Origin of the sequence: Pseudomonas sp. CFII68, from assembly GCF_000416195.1 — a bacterium.
Lineage (GTDB): Bacteria > Pseudomonadota > Gammaproteobacteria > Pseudomonadales > Pseudomonadaceae > Aquipseudomonas > Aquipseudomonas kilonensis.
Window position 1 is genome coordinate 1 of record NZ_ATLN01000075.1, and the last position, 21,462, is coordinate 21,462.

Annotated in this window: 18 protein-coding genes and 1 pseudogene; 10 read left to right on the forward strand and 9 right to left on the reverse strand. The window is 61.4% G+C overall.

What is annotated here, in order from left to right; translation table 11 throughout:
* Positions 1-1,945: AsmA family protein (locus tag CFII68_RS15420; RefSeq protein ID WP_018606244.1), on the reverse strand; the 1,945-nt coding region annotated here is incomplete at its 3' end.
* Positions 1,946-2,323: 378 nt separating this feature from the next.
* Between CFII68_RS15420 and CFII68_RS15415 the strand changes: the two genes are divergently transcribed.
* The 7 genes and pseudogenes from CFII68_RS15415 (at position 2,324) to CFII68_RS15390 (ending at position 7,409) form a co-directional block, all read left to right on the forward strand.
* Entirely contained in the window at positions 2,324-2,698 is a 375-nt protein-coding gene (locus CFII68_RS15415; protein ID WP_018606246.1) for a hypothetical protein, read from the forward strand.
* A 155-nt stretch (positions 2,699-2,853) separates the two neighbouring features.
* Positions 2,854-3,486, forward strand: coding sequence for a TetR family transcriptional regulator (locus CFII68_RS15410; RefSeq protein ID WP_018606248.1), 633 nt, complete (start codon positions 2,854-2,856; stop codon positions 3,484-3,486).
* Positions 3,487-3,763: 277 nt separating this feature from the next.
* A complete protein-coding gene (gene ureE / locus CFII68_RS15405) occupies positions 3,764-4,264 on the forward strand; it encodes an urease accessory protein UreE (RefSeq protein ID WP_018606250.1) in 501 nt (166 codons plus the stop codon).
* On the forward strand, positions 4,261-4,935 hold the full coding sequence (locus CFII68_RS15400) for an urease accessory protein UreF (RefSeq protein WP_018606251.1): 675 nt from the start codon (positions 4,261-4,263) through the stop codon (positions 4,933-4,935). Before ureE ends, CFII68_RS15400 begins: the two co-directional genes overlap by 4 nt.
* A 9-nt stretch (positions 4,936-4,944) precedes the next feature.
* Positions 4,945-5,559: an urease accessory protein UreG gene (gene ureG / locus CFII68_RS15395; protein WP_018606254.1), complete on the forward strand. Its 615-nt coding sequence runs from the start codon at positions 4,945-4,947 to the stop codon at positions 5,557-5,559.
* A gap of 31 nt (positions 5,560-5,590) precedes the next feature.
* A pseudogene (locus tag CFII68_RS0125955) lies at positions 5,591-6,139 on the forward strand (HupE/UreJ family protein); the annotation flags it as partial.
* 136 nt (positions 6,140-6,275) lie between these two features.
* Positions 6,276-7,409 carry an AGE family epimerase/isomerase gene (locus CFII68_RS15390; RefSeq protein ID WP_018606258.1) on the forward strand — a complete coding sequence of 378 codons (1,134 nt, stop codon included), beginning with the start codon at positions 6,276-6,278 and terminating at the stop codon, positions 7,407-7,409.
* A gap of 119 nt (positions 7,410-7,528) precedes the next feature.
* Here the strand turns inward: CFII68_RS15390 and CFII68_RS15385 are convergent, their stop codons facing one another.
* The 8 genes from CFII68_RS15385 to CFII68_RS15350 all read right to left on the reverse strand — a co-directional run bounded on the left by CFII68_RS15385 (position 7,529) and on the right by CFII68_RS15350 (position 17,528).
* On the reverse strand, positions 7,529-8,293 hold the full coding sequence (locus CFII68_RS15385; protein ID WP_018606261.1) for an SDR family oxidoreductase: 765 nt from the start codon (positions 8,291-8,293) through the stop codon (positions 7,529-7,531).
* Between the two features lie 851 nt (positions 8,294-9,144).
* The gene (locus tag CFII68_RS15380; RefSeq protein WP_018606262.1) at positions 9,145-9,861 is read right to left on the reverse strand and encodes an ABC transporter ATP-binding protein; all 717 of its coding nucleotides are present in this window, start codon (positions 9,859-9,861) and stop codon (positions 9,145-9,147) included.
* Complete coding sequence (locus tag CFII68_RS15375) at positions 9,858-10,730, reverse strand: ABC transporter ATP-binding protein (RefSeq protein WP_018606264.1); 873 nt, start codon at positions 10,728-10,730, stop codon at positions 9,858-9,860. The genes CFII68_RS15380 and CFII68_RS15375 overlap by 4 nt, the downstream gene beginning before the upstream one ends.
* On the reverse strand, positions 10,727-12,007 hold the full coding sequence (gene livM, locus CFII68_RS15370) for a high-affinity branched-chain amino acid ABC transporter permease LivM (protein ID WP_018606266.1): 1,281 nt from the start codon (positions 12,005-12,007) through the stop codon (positions 10,727-10,729). The genes CFII68_RS15375 and livM overlap by 4 nt, the downstream gene beginning before the upstream one ends.
* A gap of 2 nt (positions 12,008-12,009) precedes the next feature.
* Positions 12,010-12,924 carry a branched-chain amino acid ABC transporter permease gene (locus CFII68_RS15365; RefSeq protein ID WP_014336328.1) on the reverse strand — a complete coding sequence of 305 codons (915 nt, stop codon included), beginning with the start codon at positions 12,922-12,924 and terminating at the stop codon, positions 12,010-12,012.
* Between the two features lie 164 nt (positions 12,925-13,088).
* Entirely contained in the window at positions 13,089-14,225 is a 1,137-nt protein-coding gene (locus tag CFII68_RS15360; RefSeq protein WP_018606268.1) for a branched-chain amino acid ABC transporter substrate-binding protein, read from the reverse strand.
* 370 nt (positions 14,226-14,595) lie between these two features.
* A complete protein-coding gene (locus CFII68_RS15355; RefSeq protein WP_018606270.1) occupies positions 14,596-15,879 on the reverse strand; it encodes an FAD-binding oxidoreductase in 1,284 nt (427 codons plus the stop codon).
* A 158-nt stretch (positions 15,880-16,037) separates the two neighbouring features.
* On the reverse strand, positions 16,038-17,528 hold the full coding sequence (locus CFII68_RS15350; RefSeq protein WP_018606272.1) for an aldehyde dehydrogenase family protein: 1,491 nt from the start codon (positions 17,526-17,528) through the stop codon (positions 16,038-16,040).
* 178 nt (positions 17,529-17,706) lie between these two features.
* Here CFII68_RS15350 and CFII68_RS15345 point away from each other — a divergent pair, with 178 nt between their 5' ends.
* The 3 genes from CFII68_RS15345 (at position 17,707) to nadE (ending at position 20,949) form a co-directional block, all read left to right on the forward strand.
* Positions 17,707-18,615: a LysR family transcriptional regulator gene (locus tag CFII68_RS15345; RefSeq protein WP_018606274.1), complete on the forward strand. Its 909-nt coding sequence runs from the start codon at positions 17,707-17,709 to the stop codon at positions 18,613-18,615.
* A 275-nt stretch (positions 18,616-18,890) separates the two neighbouring features.
* The gene (gene pncB / locus CFII68_RS15340) at positions 18,891-20,117 is read left to right on the forward strand and encodes a nicotinate phosphoribosyltransferase (protein ID WP_018606276.1); all 1,227 of its coding nucleotides are present in this window, start codon (positions 18,891-18,893) and stop codon (positions 20,115-20,117) included.
* Between the two features lie 4 nt (positions 20,118-20,121).
* A complete protein-coding gene (gene nadE / locus CFII68_RS15335; protein ID WP_018606278.1) occupies positions 20,122-20,949 on the forward strand; it encodes an ammonia-dependent NAD(+) synthetase in 828 nt (275 codons plus the stop codon).
* Positions 20,950-21,462: the final 513 nt, after the last annotated feature.

The following is a 21,462-nucleotide window of genomic DNA, read 5'->3' on the forward strand; positions in this document are numbered from 1 at the left end:
CGCCCAACGCCACCATCCCGGCACCGCGCAGCATCAGCGGCACCGCCTTGACCCCAGCGGCGGGCTTGGCGAACGAGCCCCGCACGTACAACGGCGAGCGCAGGGAAATCAGGCGCCAGCCCTTGGACTCGGGGGTGATGGTCAGGTCCAGTTGTTCGTTCGCCATATTCGCCGTGCCGTCGATGTAGATGATCGCGTTCTCGGTGTCGAACACGAACAGGCGCGTGGTGGCCAGGCCCGTCTTGATGTCGAAGTCCGCCGCCGCGCAGTTGATCTTCACTTCCTTGTCGCCAAAGATTTTCCCCACCACGTAGTTGCCGACGTTCAGCCCCGCCAGCTCCATCAGCTCACGACTGATGGCACCATCGTTGATGAGCATTTTCAGCGTGCCATTGGAAGTGCCCAGCAACGCCGCCACCGAATTGCCGCGCCCGGTGATATCGGCATCGCCGTTCAATTCGCCGAAGCTGGTTTTCATCGGCTCAAAACCGGGGAACAGTTGCTTGAGCTTGAAACCGCGCGCCGTCAGCTTCGCCTGGCCTTCAAGGGGCCGGGTGCGCCCGTTGAGGCGGATCTGTGCATCAAGGCGGCCACCGGCCACGCCGAAGCGCAGGGGCTCGAGGCTCAACTGCCCATCGTTGAGCACCAGATGGGTGTAAAGGTCGGTGAACGGCAACTGCTCACTATGGACGATGCGTTTGCCGGTGAACTCGACATCGGCGTCCATCACACTCCAACGCTCGGTGCGAAACTCTTCCACGGGCAAGACCTTGCCAGTCGGCTGCTTGCTGGCGCCGCCGCGGGCCTTTTGCTCGGCATTGGAGTCAGCGCCGATCAGCGGCGCCAGGTCACTGAACAGCAGTTGATTGGAGACCAGCGCGCCACTGAGTTTCGGCCGGGGCTGGCTGGCGACATAGGCCAAGTCGCCATGGATATCGCTGTCGCCGATCTTGCCGTTGAACGCCTCATAGCGAAACAGCGCCCCTCCCGGCTCATGCAGCTTGGCAATCAAGCGGCCATCGGTGGCATACGGCGGCGAATCCGGCAGGGTCACGCCGGTCAGTGGGTAGAGATGGGCGAGGCTGTTGCCGGCCAGTTTCAGGCGCAAATCCAGGGCCCCGAGGTTCATCGGATCGGTGAGGGTTCCGGCCAACTCGACGCGGGTGGCGGCGATCGTCGCCTGGGCCTGGAGCGGAAAGGGTCGTGACGCATCCTGCAATGCCAGCAAACCACCGACCTTGCCGGAGCCGGCCAGGGCTTGCCCGTGATACTGCCCGTTGACCTTGAAGGCGAACGCGTAATCCTGCGGTGTGGCGCCTTGGTCCTGGGCTTTTTTGGCAGCCTTGTCACCGACGATATCGCTGAACGGGATGGGTTTGCCTAATGGGTCGATCAACAGGTCGAGCCGGGTCTTGAGCGTCTGGTCATCAAGGGTGACGTGGCCTTTGTCGAAGCCGATGGCGCCGATGTCCACCACCCAGCTGGACGGCTCGGCGTCCGGGTCTTTCGGATCGAATTGGAAGGTCCAGTTGGCGCGTCCGTCAGCCAGACGCTGCAGGTTGGCATTGGGCTCCGTCAGGTCGATGCGCGGGATCGCCACCCGCCGCGCCAGCAAGGCCAAGGGGGACACGCGCAACTCGACACGCTTGAGCGTGACCATTTGCGGGGTTTTCGACCAGTCAGGGTTGCCCAGGCTCAAATCCTCGGCCACCACATGGGGCCAGGGCAGCCAGGCACGCCAGCCCCCTTCCTCTGGCTCACGCTGCCAGGCTACCGCCAGATTGCCGTTGATGGCGAAGGGGCGATGCAACTCCTCGGAAACCTTGGCATTGAGCGTGGGCTTGATGCGGTTCCAGTCGAAGAACGCGATGACCAGGACCAGCACGGCCAGCAGGACAACAAGGCTGGCAAAGCTCCAGGCGAGGATTTTCGAGGTGCGCGTCATGCACAAGGCTCCTGATGACAAGTCAGCGTCCGCAACCGCGACGCCGCTGGAAACACGAACCTGCAGCCGGTTCGTCATAAAGGGTTGGACTGGTGAAACAGCTTACAGGTGCCGATGAACGGCACAAAAAAAATGCCAGGATCCTGACCGATCAGCCAACAAACTGTTACCGCATCCGCACATTCACGAGGCAGTAGTGGGTACAAAATACCCACCCCGGTGCAAAACGGCACCTCGGAAACGCCCGTTCTAGAGCCTTCGCGCTGAACAATCAATTCCGTTGATTATTACCATTGCGTTTATGAACTTTTATATCGACTTATCGAGAGTAGCATTGCCCTCGTACCCACTTTATCGCCCCCCCAAGGAGCAACGATCATGAAACGCCAATTACTGATGAGCCTGTCCCTTTCACTGCTGGCCTCGACTGCCTTCGCACTGCCAGCCTCCGAACAAGCCACACCACAGGTCAAGGACAGCCACTCTGTCTACAGCCAGACTGTTGCCGAAGGCGGACGTGATCGCCTGGAAGAAAAAGGCCTGGTTGAAGACGGTTCTGACCGTACACCTGGCCAGACCCTCGCCGCCGACGGTTCTGACCGCACACCTGGCCAAACCCTCGCCGCCGACGGTTCTGACCGCACACCTGGCCAGACCCTTGCTGAAGACGGGTCTTCCCGCACCAAACTGGGCGAAACCGTGGCCGAAGGCGGTGGTGATCGCACGATCGAACGCAATGGCACAGTGAGCTGAGCCCATGATGGCCCAAAAAAAAGCCCGATTCCTGCAATCGGGCTTTTGACTTTTCAAGCCCTTCGTTTTCCCGCCCCCCCCTCTCTACCGTTCGACGTCGGCAAAGCCGATTTGCTAGAGTGCGTCGCTCCCGTGAATCAGAAGCCAGCCCTGCGATGCTGCCCCGCGCCGAACAGAAACAACAGACCCGAATTGCCCTGATGGATGCAGCCCGTCATTTGATGGAGTGTGGCCGGGGATTCGGTAGCCTGAGCCTGCGGGAAGTCACCCGGACAGCCGGCATCGTGCCCACCGGGTTCTACCGGCACTTTGACGACATGGACCAACTGGGCCTGGCACTGGTCAGCGAAGTCGGCCAGACCTTCCGCGAAACCATCCGCCTGGTACGCCACAACGAATTCGTCATGGGCGGCATTATCGATGCCTCGGTGCGGATCTTTCTCGATGTGGTGCAGGCCAACCGATCGCAGTTCCTGTTCCTGGCCCGCGAGCAATACGGCGGCTCCCTGCCGGTGCGCCAGGCCATCGCCCAACTGCGCGAAGACATCAGCTCGGACCTGGCCGCCGACCTGGCCTTGATGCCCAAGTTGCAGCACCTGGACCTGGCCGCCCTGGGCGTGATGGCCGACCTCATCGTCAAGAGCGTATTCGCCACCCTGCCGGACATCATCGACCCACCCGCCCAAGCCCTCCCCGAACACCTCACGCCCCAGGCGAAGATTACCCAGCAACTGCGGTTCATCTTTATTGGCCTCAAGCATTGGCAAGGGTTGGGCAGTACCGAATAAACCCCCGGATGTACCCCACTGTGGGAGCGAGCTTGCTCGCGATAGCGGAGTCTCAGCCCCTATCAATGCCAACTGAACCGACGCCTTCGCGAGCAGGCTCGCTCCCACAGGTTCTTTTTGTGCCCGTCGCATAATGGTGCGCGACATCTCGGCGCGCACCAACATGGCACGCAATCCGCCCCATCCTGAAACGCCATCCCAGCTATTTCCTACACCTCATTCGGTTGGCAAGCCCCTTGCTCTAAACACAGCACTGTTCATTGCTGGAAGCACTCCGATGCTGGTGATTCACCGCAGAATCGACACTCAACCGCGCTGGGACGCCGAGCTGCACCTGACCTTTGACGCCCGCAGCAAAAGCCGTCTGCGCTGTTTCAGTGCCGAGGGTGAAGACGTGGGGTTGTTCCTGGAGCGAGGCCAACCGCCGCTGTACGACGGCGAATGCCTGCAGGCCGAAGACGGGCGCATCGTGCGCGTCTGCGCTCGCGCCGAACAATTGCTGCATGTCACCTGCGCCAACGCGTTTGAACTGACCCGCGCCGCCTATCACCTGGGCAATCGCCATGTCGCCTTGCAAGTAGGCGATGGCTGGTTGCGCCTGCTGGACGATTACGTGCTCAAGGCGATGCTCGAGCAACTGGGCGCCCGCGCCGAACCCATCGAAGCCCCGTTCCAGCCGGAACACGGCGCCTATGGCGGCGGTCATCATCACTCCCGGCACGGCGACGAAGATTTCAACTACGCGCCGCGCCTGCATCAGTTTGGCGTGCGCACATGAACCCGGCCTGGGCGCTGCTGCGTCTGGCCAGCCCGCAATTGCCGATTGGCGGCTACAGCTATTCCCAGGGGCTGGAGATGGCGGTGGACAACGGCCTGGTCAAGAATTGCGACGACGCCCGTCGCTGGATCAGCGATCAATTGCTGCTGAACCTGGCGCGTTTCGAGGCGCCTTTGCTGCTGGCGCACTGCAGCGCAGCAGCCGCTGACGATTGGGACGCCCTGCTGCTGCATTGCGAAGAACACCGCGCCAGCCGGGAAACCCGTGAGCTGTATCAGGAAAGCCGGCAGATGGGCTACTCGTTGCAGCAACTGCTCGCCGGCCTGCCGGAGCTCGACCGTGCCGCCCGGGACTTTCTTGAACAACGCAGCGAGCCGCACCTGGCCTTGTGCTGGGCCCTCGCGGCGCGCGCCTGGCATATCACCCCCCAGGACGCCCTCGCCGCCTGGCTGTGGAGCTGGCTGGAAAACCAACTGGCGGTGCTGATGAAAACCCTGCCCCTGGGCCAGCAAGCCGCCCAGCGCCTGACCAGCGAACTGCTGCCACTGCTGCAACAGGCTCAGCACGACGCCTCGAACATCGACCCCGACCATTACGGCAGCGCCGCCTTTGGCCTGTCCCTGGCGTGCATGGCTCATGAGCGCCAGTACAGCCGTCTGTTCCGTTCCTAGGAGACACCCATGAATACACAACCTCTGCGCGTCGGTATCGGCGGCCCGGTAGGTTCCGGCAAGACCGCCCTGACCCTGGCCCTGTGCCTGGCTCTACGTGAACGCTACAACCTGGCAGTGGTCACCAACGACATCTATACCCGCGAAGACGCCGACTTCCTGGTGCGCAACGAGGCCCTGGCGCCGGAGCGGATCATCGGCGTGGAAACCGGCGGCTGCCCGCACACGGCGATTCGCGAAGACGCGTCGATCAACCTTGAGGCGGTGGACCAGTTGAACCGGCGCTTCCCGGACCTGGACCTGATCCTGGTGGAATCGGGCGGTGACAACCTGTCGGCGACCTTCAGCCCTGAGCTGTCGGACCTGACCATCTATGTGATCGACGTCTCGGCCGGCGACAAGCTGCCGCGCAAGGGCGGGCCGGGCATCTGCAAATCCGACCTGCTGGTGATCAATAAAATCGACCTGGCACCGCTGGTGGGTGCATCCCTGGAAATGATGGACAGCGACACCCGGCGGATGCGCAACGGCAAGCCCTTTGTGTTTAGCAACCAGAAGACCGGCCAGGGCCTGGACGACATCATCGCCTTCATCGAGCGCCAGGGTCTGCTGACCGCCGCCTGATCTTTCCGACTGACCACAAGGAAGCTTATCCATGACCTTCAAACGCCTCCTCGGCGCCCTCGCCCTGCTGCTGACCCCGACCCTGGCCTTCGCCCACCCAGGCCATGGCGACAATGGCCTGATCGCCGGCCTCGGCCACCCCATCGGCGGGCTCGACCACTTGCTGGCAATGCTGGCTGTCGGTTTGTGGGCCGCACAACAACAAGGGGCCGCGCGCTGGGCGCTGCCCTGCACCTTCGTCGGTACGATGCTGCTCGGCGGCCTGCTGGGCTTTGAAGGCCTGGAGCTGCCAGCGCTGGAAAGCGGGATCGCCGCCTCGGTGCTCGCCCTGGGCCTGGCGGTGGCATTGGCGGTGCGTCCGCCATTGAGCCTGGCGGTCGGTGCGACGGCACTGTTTGCGCTGTTCCATGGCGTGGCCCACGGCTTGGAACTGCCGAACATGTCGAGCCCGTGGGCCTATGCGGCGGGCTTCGTCGCGGCGACAGCAGCGTTGCATGGCGCCGGGTTTGCCCTGGTGCGGGTGTTGCCGCGAGCGGCGGCGCCATTGGTTCGATTGGCCGGGGCGGCTTCGGCAGCAAGCCCGCTCCCACAGTTTGATCGATCCCTGTGGGAGCGGGCTTGCTCGCGAAGGCGGCCTGACAGCCGCCCCATCTCCCCAGGCCTGCCACTCTGCTACCATGTCGCGCAATCGCCCCCAGCCGTGACGACGTCCGCCAATGCCTCATGCTTCCCGCCCCGCTCCCCAGCCTGAATTGACTGCCCTGTTTGCAACGGTGCGTCAGCATTTTCACGACGTGATCGTGCCGATGTGGCAGGGCCCGGGCTGGAATGCCGAACTGGCGCTGCCCTATGAATCCCTGGATGCCGAACATGCGCCGCTGCCACCCCAGCGCTATCGCGCCATGGCCTGTGCGCGGCAGCTGTATGTGTTCGCCAGCCTGATTGGCGAAGTGCCCCAGGCCGAGGAACGGGCCAGCGCACTGTTCCGCTCGCTGCAGCGTCATTTCCACGATGCCGAGCATGGCGGCTGGTTCTACAGCATCGACCCGCAAGGCGCGCCGCTGGACACCGGCAAAGACCTCTACACCCACGCCTTCATCCTGTTCGCCTGCGCTCATTACTGGGGCAAGGTTCGCGAACCGCTGGTGGAATCGGTGCTCAACGCCAGCCTGGAGGTCATTGCCAAGCGTTTTGCCAGTGCAGACGGTCTCTACGAGGCCAGCCTCAAGCGCGATTGGTCAACGACCGGATCCGGCCCGTTGCAAAACCCCTTGATGCACCTGGCCGAAGCGTTCCTCGCCACGCTCTCGGTCCGCGAAGACGCCAACGTCCGCCAGGCGTTGCTGAGCCTGTGCGACGGGATGTCCAAGCAGTTCATCGAGCCGCAGCAACGCGTGATGATGGAGAAGCCGCTCAAGGCTGTGGATAACTGGTTCGAACCGGGGCACCAGTTCGAATGGTATTACTTGCTGGCTTCATCGCCGCTGTTGCGCAACGGCAAGTTGCACACCGCCCTGGAGCGCAGCTTCGGCCATACCGAACAACGCGGCGTCGCCCCGGACTCCGGTGCTGTGTGTGCAATGCTGGCCTTGGGATCCCAGGCAGGCCCACGCGATGCCACCCAACGCATCTGGGCCCAGGCGGAATACTTGCGGGCACTCACCTTGCGCCCGGACAACCAGGGGCTGCTGCTGCGTCAATTGCAGGCGCTGCAGCAGCATTTCCTGCATGCCAAGGGCTGGAACGAATGCCTGGACGCCGACGGCATCGTCAGCCGCCGGGACATGCCGTCCACCACGCCGTATCACCTGCTGACCTGCTATCGCGGGCTGGCCGATTATCTGGGCTGATTGGTAAACAGCTATCGCGGGCAAGCCTTGCTCCCACAGGGATCAGAGCCGACCTGCTCCCCAGGGATGAGTCAAACCTGTGGGAGCAAGGCTTGCCCGCGATGAACGATAACGCGGTTTTATGTTTTGTTGCGCTCAATGGCAAACCCGGCCCAGGTCTGGCTCACCGGCATCAGCTCCAGGCTGTTGATGTTGATGTGCGCTGGCGCATTGAGCACCCAGAAAATCGTATCGGCGATGTCCTGTGGCTGGATCGGCTCAGCGCCAGCGTAGGTCGCGTTGTAGCGCTCCTGGTCGCCACCGAAGCGCACCAGGGAGAACTCGCTCTCGCACAGGCCCGGCTCAATATTGCTCACCCGCACGCCCGTGCCTTGCAGGTCGCAACGCAGGTTCAACGAGAACTGTTTGACGAACGCCTTGCTCGCGCCATACACGTGGCTGCCCGGATACGGGTAGTTGCCGGCGATAGAGCCCAGGTTGACGATCCCGGCCCCACGACCATGGGCGATCAGGCGCGGCAACAGCAGGCGAGTGCTGTAGAGCAGTCCTTTCACATTGGTGTCGACCATGGTGTCCCAGTCATCGAGGTCGCACTTGGGCGCCGGGTCAACGCCCAGGGCCAGGCCGGCGTTGTTGATCAGCCCGCGCAACTTGGCGAAGGATGGCGGCAGGTTGGCGATTGCCTCTTCCATGGCCTTGCGATCACGCACATCCACTACCAGGCCATGGACTTCGGTCTGCTTCGACAGCTCGGCACAGAGGGCATTGAGGCGTTCTTCACGACGACCGGTCAGCACCAGTTTCCAACCGGCCTCGGCAAAACGACGGGCACAGGCTTCACCAAAACCGGACGTCGCGCCGGTAATAAACAGGGTGTCAGACATCGTGTTCTCCTTGTTTGAACTTCAACAGCCATTAAATGGAAATCGGCCCACAGCATGCCCGCCCTGGCACGGTAGGGGCAAGGCTTGCACACGGCTTTTGCCCCACAACTGCTCATAAAACAACCAATCCCCGCCAGGCCTTGCCCAACAAGGGCCGCAGCCGGTTGCCCGCACCTTATCCACAGGCACGTCCACAGTAATCGGGGGCAAGTGCAAAACCCGCAAGCCGCTGTGCATAAGGCTTTGCGGGGTATTTGGAAATTTTTTTCGCTTGACCCTGCAAGTGAGGTTGTGCAGCGCAAGTTATCTGCTATAAGCCAACGCGAGATGGGCGATGGCTCCAAGCCAGTAACGACGGTACTCAGCGCGGTCTTTCCAGAGTTTAATCACAGACTTATCCACAGGCTTGCCCACCGACTTTCGAGCCCATTGCAGTGTTCATAAAAGTGTTGACAACAGTCACTCCCGCTTGACGAAAAACGCCTGATCAAAAAACAACCACAGGCCTGCAAGCCACGTATTCAAAGGCTTGCAGCCAGCTACTCCCACGTTACCCACAGCCAGTTCCACAGCAAACGGGGACAAGTCAAAACCGTGACAAAACAACTGTTTGCGGCGACTTTATGTCGCGGTTTCGCAGGGACTCAGGATTGTTGTCCACAATTGCCACAGACAACCGAAATCCCCATGTGGGAGCGGGCTTGCTCGCGAAGGCGGCGTGTCAGTCGACATCAATATGTCTGATCCACCGCTTTCGCGAGCAAGCCCGCTCCCACAGAGGGACAGTGGTGTTTTGGAGAGATAAAAAAACCGGCGATCACTCGCCGGTTTTTTTCATTGCAACAGCCGCCTCAATGCCCGCCCAGGTACGCGTTGCGCACTTCCTCGTTGGCGAGCAGCTCCTTGCCTGTGCCGGTCAGGCGGATTTCGCCGTTGACCATCACATAGGCCCGGTCCGACAGCCTGAGGGCGTGGTTGGCGTTCTGTTCCACCAGGAAGATGGTCATCCCGGTGGAGGCCAGCTCGCGCAGGGTGGCGAAGATCTGCTTCACCACGATCGGCGCCAGCCCCAGGCTCGGCTCATCGAGCAGCAACAACTTGGGCCGGCTCATCAATGCCCGAGCGATGGCGAGCATTTGCTGCTCGCCGCCGGACATGGTCATGGCCCGCTGGTTGCGGCGCTCCTTGAGCCGTGGAAACAGCTCGAACATGCGCTGCATGTCTTCGCTGGCGTATTTGTCACCGATGGGAATAGTGCCCATCAGCAGGTTTTCCTCGACGGTCATGTCCGGGAATACCCGCCGCCCTTCCGGCGACTGCGCGATGCCGTTGGAGGCAATGTAGTGCGACGACTTGTGGGTGATGTCCACGCCCTGGTAGATGATCTGCCCGCCGGCTGCACGCGGCTGGCCGAAGATCGACATCAGCAACGTGGACTTGCCGGCCCCGTTGGAGCCGATCAGGCTCACGGTTTCACCTTCACCGATGTGCATCGAGACTTTTTTCAGGGCCTGGATCGGCCCGTAGAACACGTCCAACTCCTTGAGCTCGAGGATAGGTCCACTCATACCAGTTCCTCTTCATCGGCACCCAGGTAGGCCGCGATCACCTTCGGATCGTTGCGAATCGCCTCGGGACCGCCCTCGGCGATCACGTTGCCGTGGTCCAGCACCACAATGTGGTCGGAAATGCTCATTACCATGCCCATGTCGTGTTCGATCAGCACCACGGTCAGATCATGCTCGTCGCGCAGCAGCCGGATCATCGCGCTCAGCGCTTCGGTTTCCTGAGGGTTGAGGCCGGCGGCCGGTTCATCGAGGCAGATGATCTGTGGGCGTGTGCACATGGCCCGGGCGATTTCCAGGCGCCGCTGCTGACCATAGGAAAGCTCGCCCGCCAGGCGGTTGGCGCAATCCACCAGGTCCACCACTTCCAGCCAATAGAAGGCATGGTCCAAGGCGTCGCTTTCGGCCTTGCGGTAGCCCTTGGTGTTGAGGATACCCGCCACCATGCTGCGGTTGACCCACATGTGCTGGGCCACCAGCAGGTTTTCCAGCACCGACATTTCCTTGAACAGGCGAATGTTCTGGAAGGTGCGCGCCAGGCCGGCGCGGTTCACCAGGTGGGTGCCGCCGAACATCTTGTAATACAGCCGGCTGGCGAAGGCTTTCGGCGACACGAAATCAGTCGGGCGAAACGCCTCGCCCAACAGCTTGATGACGTTGGTTTGCTCGCCACGCACGTTGAGCTCGATATTCCCGCCCGAAGCCTTGTAGAAACCGGTCAGGCAGTTGAACACCGTGGTCTTGCCCGCACCATTGGGGCCGATCAGGGCGAAGATCGAGTTGCGCTTGACTTGCAGGCTGACGTCGCTGAGGGCCTTGATACCACCGAACTGCATCATCAGGTTTTCAACTTTGAGTACGACTTCGCTCATGGCGCTACCCCCTTGCGCGGCGTTACCCCGGTACGGCTGATACGGATCAGGCCGCGAGGCCGCCAGATCATCATCAACACCATCAATACGCCGAACAGCAGCACCCGGTATTCAGAGAAACTGCGCAGCAGCTCCGGCGCCACGGTGAGCACAAACGCGGCAATCACCACGCCGACCGTCGAGCCCATGCCCCCCAGCACCACGATCGCCAGGATCAGCGCCGACTCGAAGAAGGTGAACGACGACGGGTTGACGAAGCCCTGGTAACTGGCGAAGAACACCCCCGCCAGGCCCGCCGTGGAAGCACCGATGGTGAAGGCCGAGAGCTTGACCAGCACATGGTTCAGGCCCATGGAGCGACAGGCGATTTCATCCTCGCGCAAGGCTTCCCAGGCACGTCCGACCGGCATGCGGGTCAGGCGATGCTTGACGTAGAGCACCAGCAGCACCGTGATGAACAGCACGATGTAGATGAACAGGAATTTGATATTGGGGTTGTAGTCGATGCCGAAGAACTCATGAAACGGTACCCCACCATCCTTGGCCCTTCGACCAAACTCCAGGCCGAAAAAGGTCGGCGACGGCACAGGCATGCCATTCGGCCCGCCGGTGAACGACAGCCAGTTGTTAAGCACCAGGCGAATGATCTCGCCAAAGCCCAGGGTCACGATGGCCAGGTAATCACCGTGCATTCGCAACACCGGGAAACCCAAGATGCACCCCGCCATCGCCGCCGCGATGGCCGCCAGGGGCAGTACGGTCCAGAACCCCAGCCCCAGGTATTGGTAGCCCAGCGCCAGGCCATAGGCGCCGATGGCGTAGAACGCCACGTAACCCAGGTCGAGCAGCCCCGCCAGGCCGACCACGATGTTCAGGCCCAGGCCCAATAGCACATAGATCAACCCGAGGATGACCACGGTGAGCACGTATTTGTTGGCGAAGAACGGAAACACAATGGCGATCACGATCAGTGCCGGGATGATCCAGCGCAGCCGCGACTTGTAGTCCGGCGGCAGCACATGCACGCCGGAGCCAGTGCTTTCGAAACCCTGGAGAATCTTCAGTCCCTTGGGGGTTTGCAGGAACAGGCTCAAGGCAAAGCGCCCGATCATCACGATCGCCACCAGCCAGCCGACGCGGGCCGGTTGCAGGTTGAAGCTGTAGCCGTCGAGCACCACGCCGACAATCGGCCCGAACACGATCAGCGAGATCAGGCCGGCCAGGATCGCGTCGATGACGCTCTGTTTGATATCAAGCGGTTTATTGGCAGCAGACATACTTATACCTTCGCCACGAGTGGGCGACCCAACAGGCCCTGGGGACGGAAAATCAGAATCAGCACCAACAGCGAGAAACTGAACACGTCTTTGTAGTCAGAGTTGATCAGACCGGCGAACAGCGACTCGGAAATGCCGAGGATGATCCCGCCGAGCATCGCCCCAGGCAGGGAGCCGATGCCGCCGAGTACCGCCGCAGTGAACGCCTTGATGCCGATGATGAAGCCGGCATAGAAGTCGAACGTGCCGTAGTTCATGGTGATCAGCACACCGGCCAGGGCCGCCATGGCCGCGCCGATGATGAACACGTAGGAAATCACCCGGTCGGTGTTGATCCCCAGGATCGAGGCCATCTTGCGGTCTTGCTGGGTGGCGCGGCACATGCGCCCGAGCTTGGTGTACTTGATGATGTAGGTCAGCAAGGCCATCCCGGCGAATGCGGCGATCAGGATGAAAATCTTGGTGTAGGTGAGCTGGACGAAACCGCTGCCGATGTCGACGCGCATGGCGCCTTCGAGCAGTGTCGGAACACCCTGTTGGCGGGCGCCCTGGCTGATCTGTGCATAGTTCTGCAGGATCAGCGAAATGCCGATGGCACTGATCAGCGGTGCCAGCCGGGTTGAGTTGCGCAGGGGTTTGTAGGCGACGCGTTCGATGACCCAGCCGTATACCCCGGTGACCACGACCGTGAACACGAGAGTGCCGAGGATCATAAGCGGAAAGGATTCAATACCGAAGTAAGCCAGCAGAGCCAGACTGATTGCCGCGAGGTAAGCGGAAATCATGTAAACCTCGCCGTGGGCGAAGTTGATCATGCCGATGATGCCGTAGACCATTGTGTAGCCGATGGCGATCAGACCATAGACCGACCCGAGGGTCAGGCCATTGATCAGTTGCTGCAGGAAAATACCATCCATAACGCAATCTCACGCAGTGAGAACCTGCACACCCTGAGGTGTGCGGTTCTTCTAAGGAAAATACAGATTTACGTCGGAGCAGTGTCAGGCACGACCGGCGCGAGCCTCATGGAAACCGGGGCTTGCCCGGCTGCCCTAGCAGGCTTGGACGGTCGTTTCAGCCCTTACTTCTGTTTTTCCAACTGGTGATATTTGCCGTCCTTGTCCCACTGGTAGACCACGTAGTCGGAGACTTTCAAGTCGCCCTTGGTGTCCCACTCCTTCTTGCCCATCACGGTCTGGACGGGGTTGGCCTTGAGCCACTTGGCCGCGTCTTCGCCTTTGTTGGACTTGGCGCCATTGAAACCGGCGGCCAGGGCCTGGACCGAAGCGTAGGCGTACAGGGTGTAGCCTTCAGGCTCGGTGCCGTTCTTGCGGAACTCTTCAACCACGACCTTGCTGTCTGGCAGCAGGCGCGGGTCGGCACCGAAGGTCATGTACACGCCATCGACGTATTGCGCGCCGCCGGCGGTGGTGACCAGCTCGTCGGTCACGATGCCATCGTCGGACATGAACTTAACGTCCTTGAGACCTTGCTCACGCAACTGGCGAACCAGCGGGCCGGCTTCCGGGTGCAGACCACCGAAATAGACCACGTCGGCACCGGCCGAACGGATCTTGGTGACCACGGCGCTGAAGTCTTTCTCGCCGCGGGTCAGGCCTTCATACAGCACCTCCTTCACGCCACGCTTGGCCAGTTGTGCCTTGGTGGCATCCGCCAGGCCTTGGCCGTAGGTGTCCTTGTCGTGCAGCACAGCCACTTTCTTGCCCTTGAGCACGTCAACGATGTAGTCGCCTGCCACGATGCCCTGCTGGTCGTCACGACCGCACATGCGGAACATGGCGCTCAGGCCACGCTCGGTGACCTGTGGGTTGGTGGAGCCCGGGGTGATGGCGATGATGCCGGCTTCGTCGTAGACCTCGGAGGCCGGGATGGTATTGGACGAGCAGAAGTGCCCGACCACGCCGATCACCTTGTCCTGGTCGACCAGGCGGTTGGCCACGGCCACGGCCTGCTTGGGTTCGCAGGCATCGTCGCCCGCGACCAGTACGATCTTCTCACCGTTGACGCCACCGGCCTTGTTGATGGCATCGGCTGCCGCCTGGGCACCTTTCATGTACTGCTCGCCAAATGCAGCGTTGGCGCCGGTCATCGGCCCCGCCACACCAAATTTCACATCAGCTTGAGCAAACGCAGAAACACCCAACGCAGCTGCCACTGCGAGGGCCAGGAAACCTTTCTTGTAAAACGTCTGGGACATGAGGTGGTGCTCCAAGGTTTTTTTTAGTTGGCACTGCGACTTCATTTCACTGAAAAGCTCAGAGCAAGGGCCGTGCCATCGGTTTTTTATTCTGAAAAAAGTCGCTGCTTTATTGTTATTTCGACTGTTTCGAGCCCTTTTTCATAGGGCGTGCAACCGTCTAAACCGCACGAGGTGCAACCTTTTATATAAATGGGTGAAACCCTCCGTGAGCCATCATTGCAACCATCGCACGAAACGGCGTGCAACCACTGTGTAACAACCCGCGTCACCGAACTGCACACTGTCGGTGCGCGATTGCTACAACCCGCACCATAACAGGCTAGACGCTACGCCGGAAAAAGCGGGTTCCAGTAACAATTTTCAACACTCAAATGACGATCCGCAGGCACTGGCCCGCGTGATACAGCGAGAAGCCTGCCTCATACAAGCAACTGCGCAACCCCACCCCGGCCACCGGCTGCATGGGGGCGAACGGGATCGGCAGGGCCTGGGCATCGCCGTGGCACAGGTAGTCGGCGAACGCCTTGCCGACCACAGTACCGGTGGTCACGCCCCGGCCGTTGTAGCCGGTCACGGCCACCAGCCCGGGGGCCGGTTCGAACAGGCGCATCAAGTGATCGGGGGTGAAGGCAATGCAACCGGTCCAGGTGCACTCCCACTCCACCGGCTTGAGATAAGGAAAGTAATGCTGCTGCACCCGGTCGGCCCAAGCCTTGAGGAACCAGGTCGGCTTGCGGTTGCCATTGCCCAGGCTGCCCAGTAGCAAACGGCCATCCTTGTCCCGGCGGATGCTGCTCAACACCTGGCGGGTATCCCACGAGCCCTGCCCGCCCGGCAGAATGCGTCGGGCGGCCTCGTCAGTCAGCGGGGCCGAAGCGACCTGATAGTAATAACCGGGGAAGAAATTTCGCCGCAGTTCGGTCCAGTCGCCCTCGGTGTAGGCGTTGGAGGCGATCACCACCTGCTCGGCCAGCACCGAACCCTGGGCAGTCTGCACCGACCAGCGCTGGCCTTGGCGTTCCAGGCGCGTCACCGGTGAATGGTCGAACAACTGGCCGCCAAGGTCTGTGGCCGCCTTGGCCAACCCGCTGGTGTAGGCCATCGGGTTGAGCGTGCCGGCGCGACGGTCGAGCAATGCCGCAGCGATTTTCGACGTGCCGGTGGCATCGACACAGGCCTGGCCGGTGAGCAATTCCACCGGGGCACCGCGGCGCTTCCATTGCGCTTCACGACTGCGCAGGTCGGCCTCGCCCCGGGCGTTATGGGCCATGTGCAGGGTGCCTTCGCGGCGCAGTTGGCAATCGATGTTGTATTTATCGATGAGGCTGAACACCAGGGCCGGCGCGGCCCCCAGCATGCGGTTGAGCTGGCTGCCCACCGCCTCGCCGAACCCGGCCTCGATGTCATCCGGCGGGATCCACAGGCCGGCGTTGACCAACCCGACGTTACGCCCCGATCCACCATGCCCGGCCCGATGAGCTTCCAGCACAACCACGCGCTTGCCTTGTTCGAGCAAATGTACCGCCGCCGACAGCCCGGTAAAACCCGCGCCGATCACGCAGACATCGGCCGTGACTTCACCGGTGAGCGCGCTGTTTTCAGGCCTTTGCGGCGTCAGTTTTTCCCACAGACATTCTTCGCGTAACGGCATTGCCAGACTCCGAAAAAGAAACCCAACCACCACACCATTCCATTTGTGGGAGCGGGCTTGCTCGCGAAAGCAGACTGTCATTCAACACTGATGCCGACTGAACCACCGCTTTCGCGAGCAAGCCCGCTCCCACATGGGATCACCGCTTGGCTCAAGCCTTAATCAAAGGTAATCCCCTGCGCCAACGGCAACTCCAGCGAGTAGTTCACGGTGTTGGTCTGGCGGCGCATGTAGCCGCGCCAGGCGTCGGAGCCGGATTCGCGACCGCCGCCGGTTTCTTTTTCGCCACCGAATGCGCCGCCGATCTCGGCGCCGCTCGGGCCGATGTTGACGTTGGCGATGCCGCAGTCGCTGCCCACGGCCGACATGAATTGCTCGGCTTCACGCACGTCGGTGGTGAAAATGCAGGACGACAGGCCCTGGGGCACGGAATTGTTCAGGTGCAAGGCCTCGGCAAAATCCTTGTAGCCGACCACGTACAGGATCGGTGCGAAGGTTTCGTGGCGCACCACATCGCTCTGCTCGGGCATCTCGACGATGGCCGGCGAGACGTAATAGGCATTCGGGAACTGGTCTTCAAGCTGGCGCTTGCCACCAAACACGCGCCCGCCCTCACTCAAGGCCTGCTCCAGCGCATCCTGCATGCTGTCGAAGCTGTGCTTGTCGATCAGCGGCCCGACCAGGTTGCCTTCCAACGGATGGCCGATACGCACTTTCGAATAGGCGGCCTTGAGGCGGGTGACGATTTCTTCCTTCACCGATTCATGGGCAATCAGCCGGCGCAGGGTGGTGCAACGCTGGCCGGCGGTGCCGACGGCGCTGAACAGGATGGCGCGCACGGCCATGTCCAGGTCGGCGCTCGGTGCCAGGATCATGGCGTTGTTGCCGCCCAGTTCCAGGATGCTGCGGGCAAAACGCGCGGCGACTTTCGGTGCCACTTCACGACCCATGCGGGTGCTGCCGGTGGCGCTGATCAAGGCCACGCGCGGGTCATCCACCAGCGCTTCACCAGCATCGCGACCACCGATGATCACCTGGCTCAGGTACGGCGGTGCGTCACTGAAGTTCTTCAGCACGCGCTCGAACAACGCCTGGCACGCCAGGGCGGTGAGCGGGGTCTTTTCCGACGGCTTCCAGATCACCGCGTTGCCGCACACCAGGGCCAGCGTGGTGTTCCAGGCCCAGACCGCCACCGGGAAGTTGAAGGCACTGATCACCCCAACCACACCCAGCGGATGCCAGGACTCACGCATGTGGTGGCCAGGACGCTCGGAGGCGATGGTCAGGCCGTACAGCTGGCGGGACAGGCCGACGGCGAAGTCGCAGATATCGATCATTTCTTGCACTTCACCCAGGCCTTCCTGGGTGATCTTGCCGGCTTCCCACGACACCAGCTCGCCGAGGTCGGCCTTGTATTCACGCAACAGGTCGCCAAATTGACGCACCAGCTCGCCGCGACGCGGGGCCGGCACCTTGCGCCACAGGTCGAAGGCGTGTTCGGCACGGCTGACCTGCTGCTCGACTTCAGCCGCGCCTTCCCAGTTCACGGCGCCGATACGGCTGCCATCAATGGGCGAATGCACCGGTTGTGTGCCGTTCTGGTACAAGGCCGAGTCGACGCCCAAGCGATCAAGCAATGCAGCAACCATGGAAAATTTCCTCACACGAAAAACAAAGGATTGGCAGCCGGACGAATGCGACTGATCAGACCTGTAGTTGTAGCTGGCCTGAGTCTTGCCAACAAACGACCTTTAAGCGAGATATCATTCCGTTTATTCATGCTGGCCATGACCGGATAAGCAGAGCGACAAGAAATAAGGCCTCATCATGCTCAATAAACGCTATTTACCGTCGATCACGGCGCTGCAGTGCTTCGAAGCAGTGACCCGCCACCTGAGCTTCACCCGCGCCGCCGAAGAGCTGAACCTGACCCAGAGCGCCGTCAGCAAACAGGTCGCGCAACTGGAGGAGTTGCTGCAGCACTTGCTGTTTCGACGCGTGCGCCGACGCTTGCAACTGACGCCAGCCGGAGACTTGTACCTGGGGGAAGTGCGAAAAATCCTCACGCAGGTGGAGATGTCCACCCATTACCTGCGTTCCTACGGCGGCGATACTGAAGTCCTGCGCGTGTCCACCCCTCCGACCTTCGGCGCCCGGTGGCTGGTCCCACGCTTGAAGGGCTGGCGGTTGCGGCATCCGACCATTCACCTGGACCTGTGCAGCGAGCAGGAAGCCGATGACTTGCTGCAAGGGCGCAGCGACCTGGCGTTCTATTTCGGCCAAGGCTCGCGACCCGGCACCGAATCCCTGAAGCTGTTTGGCGAAGAACTGGTGCCGGTCTGTGCGCCCGGCAGCCTGCCTGAGCAGCCCTTCACCGACCCGACCCAACTGGCCGAGCTGGTGCTCCTGCAAAACGCCTCGCGCCCCCAAGCCTGGCACGACTGGTTCGACCACCAGGGCTACCACACCGAACACAGCTACCACGGGCCGCGTTTCGAAACCTTCTACATGTGCATCCGCGCGGCCCAGGTCGGCTGCGGCGTCGCCCTGCTGCCGCGGTTTCTGGTGGAAGAAGAACTGGCCGACGGCAAACTGGTCATCCCCTGGCCGCACGCGATGCCCAGCACCAACGCCTATTACCTGGCCTATCCGGAACATTCGGCGGAAGTGCCCAAGGTGCGGCTTTTTGTGGAGTGGATGCTGGAGCAGATCGACAACCCGGATATACCGGCATAACCCGACGCGAACCTGTGGGAGCAAGGCTGCCCGCGAAGAACGCACCACGGTCTCCCGGAAACCGAGTCGCCTGTATCGCGGGCAAGCCTTGCTCCCACAGCGGGGCGGGGCGACGTTTCGATAAATCCCCTCGCCACAAATAGCTCTTCTTAGCCGAAAAAGACCCAGTGACCAAAAAAAACTGGCAATCATCATGAGTGATATGCGCCACTAGCCCTTTCACTACAAACTGCCGAACTTCGCTACCCTCGGCTGCGGCCTGTCTGGAGAACCCTATGAGCGAGAGCGTATTTGCCGATCGTATCGTGCAGAACCTGCTCGACACCGACTTCTACAAACTGACGATGATGCAGGCGGTGTTGCACAACTACCCCAACGTCGAAGTCGAATGGGAATTCCGCTGCCGCAACAGCGAAGACCTGCGCCCCTACCTGGCGGAGATCCGCTTTCAGATCGAGCGCCTGGCCGAGCTGAGCCTGAGCGCCGACCAGTTGGGTTTCCTGGAGCGCATCAGTTTTCTGAAGCCGGACTTCCTGCGTTTCCTGGGGCTGTTTCGCTTCAACCTGCGCTACGTGCACACGGGTATCGAAAACGGCGAGCTGTTCATCCGCCTGCGCGGGCCGTGGCTGCACGTCATTCTGTTCGAAGTGCCGCTGCTGGCCATTGTCAGCGAGGTGCGCAATCGTTATCGCTACCGTGAAATAGTCCTGGAACAGGCCCGCGAGCAGTTGTATTGCAAGTTCGACTGGCTGAGCGCCAACGCCAGCGCCGAAGAACTGTCCGAATTGCAAGTCGCGGACTTCGGCACCCGCCGCCGCTTTTCCTTCCGCGTCCAGGAAGAAGTGGTCAACGTGCTCAAGCATGACTTCCCCGGGCGTTTCGTCGGCACCAGTAACGTGCACCTGTCTCGGGAGTTGGACATGAAGCCCCTGGGCACCATGGCCCATGAGTGGATCATGGCCCACCAGCAATTGGGCCCGCGGCTGATCGACAGCCAGATCGCTGCCCTCGATTGCTGGGTGCGCGAGTACCGAGGCCTGCTGGGGATCGCCCTGACCGATTGCATCACCATGGACGCCTTCCTCAAGGACTTCGATCTGTTCTTCGCCAAGCTGTTCGACGGTTTGCGCCACGACTCGGGCGACCCGGTGATCTGGGCTGAAAAAGCCATTGCCCACTACCACAAGCTTGGCATCGACCCGATGAGCAAGACCCTGGTGTTTTCCGATAGCCTGACACTACCCAAATGCCTGGAGATTTTTCGGGCATTGCGTGGTCGCATTAATGTCAGCTTCGGTATTGGCACCAACCTGACCTGCGACATTCCGGGTGTCGAGCCCATGAGCATCGTGCTTAAAATGATCAGCTGTGCCGGGCAACCCGTGGCCAAGATTTCAGACGAGCCCGGCAAGACCCACTGCAAGGATCCGAATTTCGTCGCCTACATGCGACACGTTTTCCAAGTACCTGCCGCCCTTCCAGACACATCAAGCAAGGAGTGAATTCATGCAAGCCGTACAGCGTGAGATTGCTGAACAGCTCAAGGTCCAGCCACCGTTCGCCGATGACGCCGCCCTCAAGGCCGAAATCGCCCGGCGGGTGGACTTTATCCAGGATTGCCTGGTCAACTCCGGCCTCAAGTCCCTCGTACTGGGCATCAGCGGTGGCGTCGATTCGTTGACCGCCGGGCTGCTGGCCCAACGCGCCATGCGCGAACTGCGGGAGAAAACCGGTAACGCCGCCTACAAGTTCATCGCCGTGCGCCTGCCGTACGAAACCCAGTTCGACGAACATGAAGCGCAAGCCTGCGTGGACTTCATCGACCCGGACGAGCGCCATACCGTCAACATCGGTCCAGCGGTCAAGGCCTTGGCCGATCAAGTCTCGGCGTTCGAAGGCAAGGCGGCGCTCTCGCGGGATTTCGTGCTGGGCAATACCAAGGCGCGGATGCGCATGGTGGCGCAATACACCATCGCGGGCACCGAGCACGGCCTGGTGATCGGCACCGACCATGCCGCCGAAGCGGTGATGGGTTTCTTCACCAAGTTCGGTGATGGCGCTTGTGACTTGGCCCCGCTCAGCGGCCTGGTGAAAAACCAGGTCCGGGCCATCGCCCGAGACTTCGGCGCGCCGGAGTCGCTGGTGGAAAAAGTCCCCACCGCCGACCTTGAGGACCTGTCGCCAGGCAAGCCGGACGAAGCTTCCCACGGCGTGACCTATGCCGAGATCGATGCGTTCCTGCACGGCGAGCCTGTGCGGGACGAGGCGTTCAGGATCATTTGCGAGACCTATCGCAAGACTGAGCACAAGCGGGTGATGCCTTACGCTCCGTAACGAGTAATCACTGTGGGAGCGAGCTTGCTTGCGATAGCGGTGTGTCAGCTTGCATTGATGTTGAATGTAGAGAGGCGTGGGTTGGTGTGTATATCCGTTGCTGCGGTAACGGCTGCTGCCGGTTCCGCTCTTACAGCGGGTCACTTTTGGATCAGCTTGCATTGATGTTGAATGTAGAGAGGCGTGGGTTGGTGTGTATATCCGTTGCTGCGGTAACGGCTGCTGCCGGTTCCGCTCTTACAGCGGGTCACTTTTGGAAGAGCGCCAAAAGTAACCAAAAGCGCTTTGCCCCACCACTCGGCACCTCGCTTAGGCTCGGTGTGCCCTCACTCCGGCATTGCTCCGTGGGCCCGCCGCGAAGGGCCATCCATGGCCCAGCGCGGCTATCCCGGCATCCATGCCGGGATGCCCACTCCACAATGCCTGCGTTCGGCCAGCGTGGTTTAACGGGGCGTCCAGATCAAGATCCAAAGCAAAGCAAGGCAAGAGCAAGAGCAAGAGCAAGAGCAAGAG